This window comes from Humitalea sp. 24SJ18S-53 (genome assembly GCF_050632385.1).
In the GTDB taxonomy this organism is placed as follows: Bacteria; Pseudomonadota; Alphaproteobacteria; order Acetobacterales; family Acetobacteraceae; genus Humitalea.
In genome coordinates, this window is the sequence record NZ_CP192599.1 from 1,079,365 (window position 1) to 1,091,601 (window position 12,237).

Below are 12,237 nucleotides of genomic sequence, written 5' to 3' on the forward strand. Positions count from 1 at the left end.
GGGCCTGCCCCCCACCCGCTACCGCATCCCGGCGATCACCCCCGCATGCGCCTCGATCACCGCGCGGCGCTTGACCTTCATGGTGGGCGTCAGCAAGCCGTTCTCCACCGTGAAGGGCGGCACCACCGTGGTGTGGCGGATGCGCTCGATCCCCGACAGGCGGGCGTTGACGCGCTTGACCGCGACATCGGCCTTGGCACCCTCGGCCGGGACCAGCAGGGCGACGATGCCGGCCATGCCTTCGCCGGCGACGACGGCCTGGGCGATTTCCGGTTCGGCCATCAGCAGCGTTTCGAGTTTCGCCGGGCTGACCATGTCGCCGCCCAGGGTTTTTATGAAATCGCGCTTGCGGTCGGTGATGGTCAGCCGTCCATCCGCCAGGGTCCCGACATCGCCGGTGTGCAGCCAGCCGTCCTGGATCGCCGTCGCGGTCGCGGCCGGGTTGTTCCAGTAGCCATCCATCACCAGTGCGCCGCGGACCAGCAATTCGCCATCCTCCGCGATGCGGGCTTCGACCCCTGGCAATGGCGGGCCGACAGTGCGGCGGTGGTTGTCCCAGGGCAGGTTGACGCTGATCACCGGGCCGGCCTCGGTCTGGCCATAGCCTTGCAGCACCGGCAGCCCGAGGGCCATGAAGAAGCCCGACAGGTCGGGATCCAGCCTGGCACCGCCCGAGACCATGGCGAGCAGGTTGCCGCCGAAGCGGTCGCGGATTTTTTGCCGCACCAGGCGGTCCAGGATGCGGTCGGCGGCCCAGGTGAGGGGGCCGAAGCGCGGCCCGTCCATCCGGCGCAGCCCCAGCGCCACGGCCATGTCGAACAGGCGTTGCGCCATCGGGCTTTGCTTTTCCCGCTGGGCCAGCATGCGGGCGCGCAGCACTTCGAACAGGCGCGGCACGGCCGTGACCACGCTGGGGCGGATTTCGGCGAATTCGCCGGCGATGCGGTCGGCGCCGCGGGAATAGACCACCTCGATCCCGAGCGAAGGCAGCAGGAAGCCGCCCACCGTGTGTTCGTAGGAATGGCTGAGCGGCAGGAAGGACAGGTAGCAGGTGCCATCCAGGTGCAGCCGTTCGGCGACCACGGCGACCCCGGCGCGGTTGGCCAGCATGGCCCGGTGCGGCAGCATCACGCCCTTGGGGCTGCCCCCGGTGCCGGAGGTATAGATCAGGCAGGCCAGGCGCCCGGGCGGAATGGTCTCGGCCTCGGCCATCAGCATGGCGGCGTCGGCCGGGGTGGCGTCGGCGGTCGCCCAGTCATGCCAGCCGGCATGGGGCTGCATGCAGAGCCGCAGGTCCAGCCCGGTCTCGGCGGCCGCGCGGTCGATCGTCTCGGCCAGCTTGGCGGTCGAGACGATGGCGGCCCGGGCCCCCGAGTCGTTCAGGATATGCGCGTGGTCGGCGGCGGTATTGGTGGTGTAGGTCGGCACGGTGACCGCGCCGATCGCCATGATGGCGGTGTCGGCGATGGGGAATTCGGGGCGGTTTTCCGCCACCAGCAGCACCCGGTCGCCGGGTTGGACGCCGTTGGCGCGCAGCCAGGCGGCGATGCGGGCCACGGCCTCGGCGAAGGCGCCCCAGGGCATCGACTGCCAGGCGCCGCCCCGCCAGTAGCGCAGCATCGGCCGGTCCGGCCAGGCGCGCGCCCGGTCGAAGAGCATGGCCGGCAAGCTGTCCCATTGATCCTTCGCCACTCGATCTGTCTCCCCCTGCTTGGCCCCAGCCGTCGCCCGCTTATATCGGGGGTAACACTCATCGGATGCCAGACCCGCCGTGACCAATCCTCGCAGCCTGCCGATCCCCCGCGATGCCGAAGTGTCGGGGGGGACGCCCGCCGCCTTGCCGGCCTGGAACCTGTCCGACCTCTATGCCGGGTTCGAGGACCCGGCCCTGGTCGCCGATCTGGACCGGGTGGAGGCCGATGCGGCCGCCTTCCGCGATGCGCAGGCGGGCAAGCTGGCGGGGCTGTCGGGCGATGTGCTGGCCGCCTGCATCCTGGATTATGAACGGATGGAGGAGGTGCTGGGGCGGGTGATGTCCTTCGCCGGTCTGTCCTTCAGCGAGAATGCCGAGGACGGTGCCCGCGGCCGCTTCATGCAGATGATGCAGGAGAGGGTGACGGCCATCTCCTCCAGCCTGTTGTTCTTCACGCTGGAATTGAACCGGATCGAGGAACCGGCGCTGGAGCAGAAATTCGCGGCCTCGGCGGCGCTGGCGCGGTTCCGCCCCTGGCTGCGCGACCTGCGGGTGTTCCGGCCGCACCAGTTGGAAGACACGCTGGAACGGCTGCTGCACGAGAAGGACGTGACCGGGCGCGGCGCCTGGAACCGGCTGTTCGATGAGACGATCGCGGGCATGCGGGTCGCTTATGCCGACAAATCGCTGACGGTTTCCGAAGCGCTGAACAAGATGTCCGACCGCGACCGCGACGTGCGGGCGAAGGCGGCGGAAGGGATTTCGGCGGCCTTTGCCAAGAACCAGAAACTGTTCTCGCTGATCACCAATACGCTGATCAAGGACAAGCAGATCGCCGATGAATGGCGCCACTACCCGCGCCCCGGTTCGTACCGCAACCGGTCGAACATGGTGGAGGATGAGGTGGTGGATGCGCTGGTCGGCGCCGTCCGCACCTCATATCCGCGCCTGGCGCACCGGTATTATGCGCTGAAGGCCAAGTGGCTCGGCCTGCCGAAGCTGATGCATTGGGATCGCAACGCGCCGCTGCCGGACCAGGATGACAGCCTGATCGCCTGGCCGGATGCGACGAAGCGGGTGCTGGAGGCCTATGCCGGTTTCTCCGCCGAATTGGGCGCGATCGGCCAGCGCTTCTTCGACAATGACTGGATCGACGCGGCCCCGCGGCCGGGCAAGTCGGGCGGGGCCTTTGCCCATCCGACCGTGCCTTCGGCGCATCCGTATCTGCTGTTGAATTATCACGGCAAGACGCGGGACGTGATGACCCTGGCGCATGAGCTGGGCCATGGCGTGCACCAGGTGCTGGCGGCCGAACAGGGCTACCTGATGAGCGGCACGCCGCTGACCCTGGCCGAAACCGCCAGCGTTTTTGGCGAGATGATGACCTTCCGTGCCGTGCTGGACGCCACCACCGATCCGCGTCGGCGGCGGGCGATGCTGGCCAGCAAGGTCGAGGACATGCTGAACACGGTGGTCCGCCAGATCGCCTTCTACGAATTCGAAACCGCGATCCATGCCGAACGCCGCAACGGCGAATTGCCGCCCGAGCGGATCGGCGAGATCTGGATGGACATCCAGCGCAAAAGCCTCGGCCCGGCCTTCGATTTTTCCGACGATTACGCGGTTTATTGGGCCTATATCCCGCATTTCGTGCATTCGCCCTTCTACGTCTATGCCTATGCCTTCGGGGATTGCCTGGTGAATGCGCTCTATGGCGTGTTCCGCGAAGGCGGCATTCCGGACTTCCAGCAGAAGTACATGGAATTGCTGCGGGCCGGTGGCACCAAGCGGCACAAGGAATTGCTGGCGCCCTTCGGCCTCGATGCCTCCAACCCCGCCTTCTGGGCCAAGGGGCTGGATGTGATCTCCGGCTTCATCGACGAGCTTGAGGCCGATCCCACATGAGCGGCAGCAACTTCTTCGGTGAGATGAAGCGCATGGCGCGCACCTCCGGCGCTGTCGGGGGCATTGCCGCGCGCGTCGCCGGGGAACGGCTGTTTGGGATCAAGACCGACAAGGCGGCGCATGCGAATGACCTGAAGGCGCTGCTCGGCGGGCTGAAGGGGCCGCTGATGAAGGTGGCGCAATTCGCCTCCACCGTGCCTGACGCGCTACCGCCGGAATATGCCGCGGAACTGGCGACCTTGCAGGCCAATGCGCCGCCGATGGGCTGGTCCTTCGTCCGGCGGCGGATGGCGGCGGAGTTGGGGCCGGCCTGGCAGCAGCGGTTCGGGAGTTTCACGCATGAGGCGGTGGCGGCGGCATCGCTCGGCCAGGTGCATCGCGCGACCTTGCTGGATGGCACCGAGGTCGCTTGCAAGCTGCAATATCCGGATATGGCCAGTGTGGTGGAAGCCGACCTCAAGCAGGTGAAGCTGGCGATGTCGCTGTACCAGCGCATGGACAGCACGCTGAAGAACGAACAGGCCTATCACGAGATCAGCGCCCGCCTGCGCGAGGAGTTGGACTACACGCGCGAAGCCGCGCAGATGCGGCTGCATGGGCTGATGCTGAAGGACACGCCGGAGGTTCATATCCCGACTCCCGTGCCCGAACTGACCACGGGCCGCCTGCTGACGATGACCTGGCTCGATGGCGGGTCGCTGCAGAAACGGCTGGAGGAGGGCGACCCAGGCGAGGAGGAGCGCCGCGCCTATGCGCGCGGGCTGTTCATGGCCTTCTACCTGCCATTCTACCGTTTTGGTGTGATCCATGGCGATCCGCACATGGGGAATTACCAGGCGCGGCCGGACCGGGCGGGGATCAACCTGCTGGACTTCGGCGCGATCCGGGTCTTCCCGCCGTCCTTCGTCGGCGGCGTGCTGCTGCTCTACGAGGCGGTGCGCGACAATGATGAGGAGAAGGCGGCCGAAGCCTATCGCATCTGGGGCTTCGAGAACCTGTCGAAGGAAACGATCCAGGTTTTGGGGCTTTGGGCGAGGTTTCTGTACACGCCGCTGATGGAGGACCGCGTGCGGGCGATCCAGGACGTGGATGACCCGCAGCATGGGCGCCGGGTGGCGGAACAGGTGCATGCTGGGCTGAAGCGCACCGGCGGCGTCACCATCCCGCGCGAATTCGTGCTGATGGACCGCGCGGCGATCGGCCTGGGCAGCGTGTTCTTCCGGTTGAAGGTGGAGATGAACTGGCACCGCATGTTCATGGAATTGATCCACGACATGCATGCCGGCGACCTCGCGGCACGCCAGGCCGCGGCGCTGGCCGAGGCGGGGGTGCCCGCGGCGCTGTAAACCCATCGACAGCCTGCGCGGGGCGGGTGCAGCATCCTTCTCCCACCAAGGGAGAGACAAGAAGATGAAGATCCGAACCATCGGGCTGGGCGCCACGCTGCTATTGGCGATGGCTGCCCCAGCGCCGGCACAGGACGCGGCGCAAATGAGTTTCTTCGTGACGAGTGTCGGGCCGGGGCGTGGCGCCGACCTGGGCGGGCTTGCGGGTGCGGACGCGCATTGCCAGGCGCTGGCGACGGCGGCCGGGGCGGGGGCCAGGACCTGGCGTGCCTACCTCAGCACCCAGGGGGACGGGGCGGTGAATGCGCGCGACCGGATCGGGGCGGGCCCCTGGCGCAACCGCGGCGGCGCGGTGATCGCGCAGAGCGTCGCGCAACTGCACGACAGCAACGCCGCCGGGCTGACCAAGGCGACCGCGACGACCGAGGCCGGGGCGCCGGTGAACGGGCGGGGCGACACGCCGAACACGCATGACATCCTGACCGGATCCACCGTCGAAGGCCGCGCTTTCGCCGGGGCCGAGGACCGGACCTGCCGGAACTGGACCAGCAGCACGGATGGGTCGGCGATGGTCGGGCATTCGGACCGGATCGGGCTGCGCGACGATGCGGAATCGGTGTCGTGGAACACGTCGCACCCGTCGCGCGGATGCAGCGCGCCGCAATTGGCCAGCAGCGGCGGCGCCGGGCTGTTTTACTGTTTCGCGATCAACTGATCGCGGGCGTTTCGCCGTCAACCGAACAAGGGCTTGGCCGTCGCGGATCAGTCCGTGACGGCCGTCCACCCGGGTTCGGGATTGAACGACGTGATGCCGCGGGCGACGCGCGCGGTGTCGGGGCCGAGGTCGCGTTCGTAAATCACGCCCCGGTGGTTCACGATGAAGGACTGGATGCCCGAGACGCCATATTGCGCCGGCACGGCCAAGACCCCGAAGCCGCCGATCATCCGCCCGTTCACCACGTATTCGACCGCCCCGCCCTGCGCCGCTTCGCCCTGGCTTTCGAGGATGCGGAAGAGATAGCCATGGAAGGGCTGCGGCGGGCCGTCGCCGCGCCCGGTGGTGCCATAGCCGCCCGTGCTGGCGGCAGCGGCCAAGGGGCCGAGGGGGCTTTCGGGTTCATCCGGCCCGGTCGCCCAGAACAGCCCGTCATGCGTGCCGGGGGTTGAGAAGAAGCGCCGGGCATAGGCGCGGAAGGCCCCCTGGCGCCCGACGGTGGCGGCGTATTCATCCTGCGCCTCGACGATGGCGTAGAGCGCCTGGATGGTGTCCAGCTCGTTCCGGCCGATGCGGCGGTCGATGATTTCCTGAGTGCCCTGGCGCGCGTCGAACCGCCAGGCGCCGCCGCGCTGGATCATGGGGATCGGCAGCGGCCATTCATCATCGCCGACCTGCAGCACGGCGCGGTTGGGCGCGGGGGTCAGGATTTCGTGTTTCTGGGCATAGGATTCGGCAAAGCGGTCGCGCGCGGCGCGGTCGGCGACGGGGTCGCCCGATCGCACCAGCCGCCGCCCGGCCTCGCCCAGGATGCGCAGCAGGCGGCGTTCATCATGCCGGCGCGCGGCGTCGGCAAAGGCGGCGAAGCCGGCTTCGGCAGACCGGAAGGCTTCGGGCTGGACCGGGGCGGGTGGGGGCGTGGGGGCCGCCGGGGCCTCGGTCGCCGCGGGCGGTTCGGTGCTGGTCTGGGCCAGCAGCGGCTGCGCGCCGAGGCCGAGCACGAGGCCGGCCGCGAAAAGGCTTCGGATCATGGTCATTACCGCCTACCCCCGCCGCCGCGATGCCCGCCGCCACCGCCACCACGTCCGCCACCGCCGCCGGCACGTGCGCCGCCACCGCCCTGCGGGCGCGCCTGTGCGCGCGGTGCGGCCTGTGCCTGGCGGCTGGCCTGGCCGCGTTGGGATGCGGCGCGGGCCTGGTGCCCCTGGCCGCCGACGCCCTGGAGGCCCTGTGGCGCCTGGCGCGCGGCCATCTGATTCTGGCGTTGGGGTTGCGGTCGGCCACTGGGCGCGACCGCGGGCCGCTGGGCCGCGCCCGCGCCGGGCCGGGCGCCGGCGCCCGGTCGATCCGCGCCGCCAAGCCGGCCGCCGCCGCCCGCGCCGGGCCGGTCGGCCAGCCCGGCCCGATCGCCGCCGCCGGGCCGGTTGCCCGCGCCCGGACGGTCGCCGCCGCCGAGGCCTGGCCTGTCGCCGCCGCCACCTGGGCGCTGGCGGTCACCGCCACCGAGTCCCTGGCGGTCACCGCCGCCAAGGCCCTGGCGGTCGCCGCCACCAAGTCCCTGGCGGTCACCGCCACCAAGTCCCTGGCGGTCACCGCCGCCAAGGCCCGGGCGGTCGCCACCCCCCAACCCCGGCCGGTCGCCGGCACCGGGGCGGGCACCCGCCCGGTCGCCGCCGCCGATCCCCGCCGATTGTGCCCGGCCGCGGAACTGGTCGCGCTGCGCGTCGCGGTTCGGCGCGGCCCTCGCGCCCTCGGCGCCGCGGAAGCGGTTGGCCGTGTCCTGGTTGCGATAGGCGACGCCCTGGCGATGCGTGCTGTCGTGGCGCCAGTTGCTGTTGTCGATCCGGGTGCGGTTGGCGTTGATGTTGTTGACGCGGTTCACGTCCACATTGACGTTGCCGCCGCCCCAGTTCGGCGAAGCCCAGCCCCAGAGCGAACCCACCGCCGCGACACCGCCGGCAAAGGCCAGCCCGGTCAGCAGCGCATTGCCGAGGCCATAGCCCACGGGCGGCGGGTAATAGGGCGGCGGGTAGCTCGGGTAGGGCCAGGTGCCGTAGACGACCTCGGGGTTATAGGCCGGTACATAGACCTGGTCCGGCTGCGTCGGCGCGATGGTGATGATCTGGGGCGGCGGCGCGACCACGGGGGCGGCGGCGCCGGCGGCGGGGGGCACCGTCACGTTCTGCGTCACCGTCACGGTCTGCTGCGGGCCGCTGGCCAGGGCGCCATTGGCCTGCGCCCGGCCGCGCAGCACCTGGATGGCGTTCATCACGTCATCCTGCTGTTCCAGCACCGCATCGCCGACCTGCTGGGTCCATTCCAACTGGTCGTTCATCAGGGTCAGCACATCGGGGAACGGGGTCAGCGACTTCACGCTGGCGTCCCAGCTTTGCGCCTGGAGCGCCTGGGCCAGCGCATCCCCGCGCAGCGCCGCGTTCTGCCCCTGGCCGAGCCAGCGCTTGGCCTGCACGACCTCCAGCGGGTAGGTCGAGGCCATGAGCACCTGCATCAGCAGGTCGTCCGGATAGAGCGCGATCGGGGCCAGCAATTGCTCGATCTGCGGCTGGGTCAGGCGATCGCCGGCATTGGGGATGGCGGCCGGGGTCGCGGCCGCGGGCGGCGCGGCTTGCGCGAAGACGCCCGGGCCCTGGGGGGTCAGGACGCTGGCGCCACCGAAGGCCAGCGCCAGCAACCAGGCCAGCGAACGGGACGGGGGCGCGATCACCCTGTTGGGTGGCTTGCTCATGGCGTTGTCATTCCTCGCCCCGTCGGGATTCGGTCGTTACGGCATTCTTGGCCGCTTCCGTCTGGCGACGATACGAATCAACCGCATGGCGGCCCCGCGCGCAAGCACCGTCTCAGGGTTTGCGCAGCACCAGCGTGGTCCAGGCGCCGACCACGATGCGGCGTTCCAGCCGCAAGCCGCAGCGCTGGTGCGCCGCCAGCACGCGCCGCGCCTGGGTGGTCAGCAGCCCCGCCAGGATGGCGGTGCCGCGCGGGGCCAGGGCGCCGGCCAACTCCTTGGCCATCATGCACAAGGGCCGCGCCAGGATATTGGCGAAGACGAGGTCATAGGGGCCCTCGGCCGCCACGCGCCGATGCCGCCAGCCATCCGCCAGGCGCCCGCGCACCAGGGGCTTGAGGCCGTTGCGGGCCGCGTTCTCGTCGATCACGCGCACCGACCAGGGGTCGATGTCGGTCGCCAGGACGGGGCGGTGCAGGATCTTGGCCGCCGCCATGGCGAGAATGCCGGAGCCGCTGCCGAGGTCCAGCAACCGGCGCGGCCGGCGATGCGCGATGGCGGCAAAGGCCATCAGGCAGCCCTGGGTGCTGGCGTGTTCGCCGCTGCCAAAGGCGACGCCGGCATCCAGGGTCAGCACGATCCGGTCCCAGCGGCGGGTGGGGGCCGCATGGGTCGGTCGGATCAGGAAGCGGTCGCCGATCGGCTGTTCGGGAAAGGCCGCGGCGGTGCGGGCGAGCCAGCCCTCGGCCTCGACCGGGGCGACGCCGGGGGGCGGGGCGGCGAAGCCCGAGACCAGGGCGGCGATGGCCAGGCCCGAGAGCAGGGCGGCGTGGTCGGCGCCCTGTTCGCGCACGCCCTCGATCCGCCAGGTATCGGCGTCCTCGTCGAAGAAGAAGGCGACGGTCTTGCAGGTCGCGGTGAAGGCGGCCTCATAGGGTTCCAGCGCCGCATGGGGCAGGTCGTCGATCCAGACGCATTCCAGGGCCACGGTGCGCCGGGCGCGCGGGCCGTCGTAAAGGTTCATGCAAGCTCCACGAAGCTGTCCATCACGCGTTTTTGCCCGGCCTTTTCGAAGTCGATGTCGAGGCGATTGTCGTCCACGCCGGTGATGATCCCGTAGCCGAATTTCTGGTGGAACACGCGCTGGCCCTTGGACATCTTTGACGTCGGCGCGGGGCGGGTCGCGACCTCCCAGCCGGGGGCGTCGATCACGCGCGGGCGGCGGGCGGCCAGCGGATTGTAGCCGGTGAAAACGGAGGGCCCGTCGGTGACGCGGGCGCGTGTGGCGCCTTCGCGTTCGACATGGGCTTCGGGCAATTCATCGAGGAAGCGCGACGGCACCGCCGCCGACCAATTGCCATAGATCTGGCGATTGGCGGCATGGCTGATGATGACGCGCTTGCGGCCGCGCGTGATGCCGACATAGGCGAGGCGCCGTTCCTCCTCCAACCCCTTGCCGCCCGTCTCGTCCAACGACCGTTGGTTCGGAAACACGCCTTCTTCCCAGCCCGGCAGGAAGACGACGTCGAACTCCAACCCCTTGGAGCCGTGCAGGGTCATCAGGGAGACGCGTTCGGCGCCGGCTTCCTCGTTGTTCTCCATCACCAGGGCGGTGTGGTCGAGGAAGCCCGCGAGGCTTTCGAACTCGCCCATCGCGCGGGTGAGTTCCTTGAGGTTGTCCAGCCGGCCCGGCGCTTCAGGCGATTTATCGGCCTTGAGCATGTCGATGTAGCCGCATTCCTCCAGCACCGTCTCGGCGGTGCGGACATGGCCGTGGGTGTCGATCATGGCGCGCCAGCGGTCGTAGCCGTGGAAGAGTTCGGTCAGCGCGGCGCGGGGCTTGGGTTTCAGCGTGGGCGTGATGCCCATGGCTGCGGCCATCAGCGGGATGCGCTGTTCGCGGGCGGCCATGTGCATCGATGCCAGCGCGCCCTCGCCGATGCCGCGGCGGGGGGTGTTCACGATACGCTCGAACGCCAGGTCGTCGGCGGGTTGGTGCACCAGGCGGAGGTAGGCCATGGCGTCGCGGATTTCGGCGCGTTCGTAGAAGCGCAATCCGCCAACCACGCGATAGGGCACGCCGAGGACGATCAGGCGTTCTTCAAAGGCCCGCGTCTGGAAGCCGGCGCGGACGAGCACGGCCATCTCGTTCAGGGAGATGCCCTCGCGCTGCGCCTGTTCGATCTGTTCGCCGACGGTGCGGGCCTCTTCCACCGAATCCCACAGGGAAAAAACCTTGACCCGGTCGCCGGTCGCATCGTTGCGGCCGGTGCGCAGGGTCTTGCCCAGGCGGCCCTCGTTATGCGCGATCAGGTGGGAGGCGGTGGCGAGGATGGGGGCGGTGGAGCGGTAGTTGCTTTCCAGTTTCACGATCTTCGCGCCGGGGAAATCGGCTTCGAAGCGCAGGATGTTTTCGACTTCCGCGCCACGCCAGGAATAGATCGACTGGTCGTCGTCGCCGACGCAGCAGATGTTTTTGCGCGCCTGGGCGAGCAGGCGCAGCCACTGGTACTGGACCTGGTTGGTATCCTGGTATTCGTCGACCAGGATGTAGCGGAACTGGCGGTGGTATTGTTCCAGGATCTCTGGGCGCGCGCGCAGCAGTTCCGTGACGTGCAAAAGCAAATCGCCGAAATCGGCGGCGTTGATGTCGAGCAGGCGCTGCTGGTAGCCCTGGTAGAGGGCCAGGGCGCGGCCGCCGGCCAGATCCCCGGCATCGCCGGGCGGCACGCGGGCGGGGGTCAGGCCGCGGTCCTTCCAGCGTTGGATCTGGCCCATGACGGCCTGCGGCGGCCAGCGCTTGGGGTCGATGCGCTCGGCCTCCATCACCTGCTTCAGCAGGCGGGTCTGGTCGTCGGTGTCGAGGATGGTGAAGGAGGAGGTCAGCCCGGCGGCTTCGGCGTGGCGCCGCAGCATCTTGGCGCAGAGCGCGTGGAAGGTGCCGAGCCATAGCCCATCGGCCGGCGCGCCGATGATGGCGGAGACGCGTTCGCGCATCTCCCGCGCGGCCTTGTTGGTGAAGGTGACGGCCAGGACCTGCCAGGGCTGGGCGCGGCCGGTCTTGAGGATATGGGCGAAGCGGGTGGTCAGCACGCGGGTCTTGCCGGTGCCGGCGCCGGCCAGGACCAGCAGCGGGCCGTCCACGGCCTCGACCGCCGCGCGTTGTTCGGGGTTCAGGCGGGCGAGGTAGTCGTCACTCATCGGCATTCCCCCACGCTATTGGCGGCGCAGCGGCGGACACCATCGGTCCAGAGCGCGCCATCCAGGGTCGCGGTGGACAGGTCGGTGCCGGCGATCATGGCGCCGGTCAGGTCCGCGCCGGTCAGGTTGGCGCGGAAGAAGCGCGCGCGGCGCAGGTCGGTCCGCACCAGGATCGCGCCGGCCAGGTTGGTGCGGGTGAAATCGGCCGATCGCAGCCGCGCCTCGGTCAGGTCGGCGTTGCTGAGGTCGGAGGAGACGAAGCGGGCGTCGGGGCCCTCCACGTCGCGCAGGATGGCGCCGGTCAGGTTGACGCGCGACAGCGAGGCATCGCGCAGGATGGCTCCTGTCAGGTCCACCCCGGCCATGTCGCGCCCATCGGCCAGGCAGCGGCGCCAGTCCACGCCAGGAGCCGCGGCATCGGAACAGCCGGCCATGGCCGGGGGGGCCAGCAACAGCGCGGCCAGCAGGGCTGCCGGCAGACGGATCGATCGGAGGGAGAGCACCCGCCCGATATAGAGCGCGGCGCCCTGTTGACCAACCCGGCGTCGCGGCGCCGGTCGCGCAGGGAGGACGGCCGGCGGGCTGTGGTTGGTGCGTCATCCGGGCGGCGCCGCATCGCCCTGCCGGATTGTCC

9 protein-coding genes are annotated in these 12,237 nt (G+C 69.8%); 3 read left to right on the forward strand and 6 right to left on the reverse strand.

Features of this window, described 5'->3' with window-relative positions:
* Positions 1-18: 18 nt before the first annotated feature.
* Positions 19-1,692, reverse strand: coding sequence for an AMP-dependent synthetase/ligase (locus ACQW02_RS05260; RefSeq protein WP_431284220.1), 1,674 nt, complete (start codon positions 1,690-1,692; stop codon positions 19-21).
* Between the two features lie 79 nt (positions 1,693-1,771).
* Between ACQW02_RS05260 and ACQW02_RS05265 the strand changes: the two genes are divergently transcribed.
* The 3 genes from ACQW02_RS05265 (at position 1,772) to ACQW02_RS05275 (ending at position 5,659) form a co-directional block, all read left to right on the forward strand.
* Complete coding sequence (locus ACQW02_RS05265; RefSeq protein WP_431284221.1) at positions 1,772-3,598, forward strand: M3 family oligoendopeptidase; 1,827 nt, start codon at positions 1,772-1,774, stop codon at positions 3,596-3,598.
* Positions 3,595-4,944 (forward strand): ABC1 kinase family protein, encoded by a 1,350-nt coding sequence (locus ACQW02_RS05270; protein ID WP_431284222.1) that lies wholly within the window; start codon positions 3,595-3,597, stop codon positions 4,942-4,944. Before ACQW02_RS05265 ends, ACQW02_RS05270 begins: the two co-directional genes overlap by 4 nt.
* Positions 4,945-5,008: 64 nt before the next feature.
* Positions 5,009-5,659 carry a hypothetical protein gene (locus ACQW02_RS05275; RefSeq protein ID WP_431284223.1) on the forward strand — a complete coding sequence of 217 codons (651 nt, stop codon included), beginning with the start codon at positions 5,009-5,011 and terminating at the stop codon, positions 5,657-5,659.
* A gap of 47 nt (positions 5,660-5,706) precedes the next feature.
* Here ACQW02_RS05275 and ACQW02_RS05280 read toward each other — a convergent pair whose 3' ends face one another.
* The 5 genes from ACQW02_RS05280 to ACQW02_RS05300 form a co-directional block, all read right to left on the reverse strand.
* Positions 5,707-6,690, reverse strand: a complete 984-nt coding sequence (locus ACQW02_RS05280) for a DUF2950 domain-containing protein (RefSeq protein ID WP_431284224.1) — start codon at positions 6,688-6,690, stop codon at positions 5,707-5,709.
* Between the two features lie 5 nt (positions 6,691-6,695).
* Positions 6,696-8,405, reverse strand: coding sequence for a DUF3300 domain-containing protein (locus ACQW02_RS05285; RefSeq protein ID WP_431284225.1), 1,710 nt, complete (start codon positions 8,403-8,405; stop codon positions 6,696-6,698).
* 112 nt (positions 8,406-8,517) lie between these two features.
* The gene (locus ACQW02_RS05290) at positions 8,518-9,426 is read right to left on the reverse strand and encodes a 50S ribosomal protein L11 methyltransferase (RefSeq protein ID WP_431284226.1); all 909 of its coding nucleotides are present in this window, start codon (positions 9,424-9,426) and stop codon (positions 8,518-8,520) included.
* Positions 9,423-11,603 (reverse strand): ATP-dependent helicase, encoded by a 2,181-nt coding sequence (locus ACQW02_RS05295; protein WP_431284227.1) that lies wholly within the window; start codon positions 11,601-11,603, stop codon positions 9,423-9,425. The genes ACQW02_RS05290 and ACQW02_RS05295 overlap by 4 nt, the downstream gene beginning before the upstream one ends.
* Entirely contained in the window at positions 11,600-12,106 is a 507-nt protein-coding gene (locus ACQW02_RS05300; protein WP_431284228.1) for a pentapeptide repeat-containing protein, read from the reverse strand. Before ACQW02_RS05300 ends, ACQW02_RS05295 begins: the two co-directional genes overlap by 4 nt.
* Between the last annotated feature and the right edge of the window lie 131 nt (positions 12,107-12,237).

Excerpts from the sequence above, each read along its gene's own strand:
- ACQW02_RS05280 (WP_431284224.1), bottom strand. The coding sequence starts at position 6,690 with ATGATCCGAAGCCTTTTCGCGGCCGGCCTCGTGCTCGGCCTCGGCGCG.
- ACQW02_RS05285 (WP_431284225.1), bottom strand. The coding sequence starts at position 8,405 with ATGAGCAAGCCACCCAACAGGGTGATCGCGCCCCCGTCCCGTTCGCTG.
- ACQW02_RS05295 (WP_431284227.1), bottom strand. The coding sequence starts at position 11,603 with ATGAGTGACGACTACCTCGCCCGCCTGAACCCCGAACAACGCGCGGCG.
- ACQW02_RS05290 (WP_431284226.1), bottom strand. The coding sequence starts at position 9,426 with ATGAACCTTTACGACGGCCCGCGCGCCCGGCGCACCGTGGCCCTGGAA.
- ACQW02_RS05275 (WP_431284223.1), top strand. The coding sequence starts at position 5,009 with ATGAAGATCCGAACCATCGGGCTGGGCGCCACGCTGCTATTGGCGATG.
- ACQW02_RS05270 (WP_431284222.1), top strand. The coding sequence starts at position 3,595 with ATGAGCGGCAGCAACTTCTTCGGTGAGATGAAGCGCATGGCGCGCACC.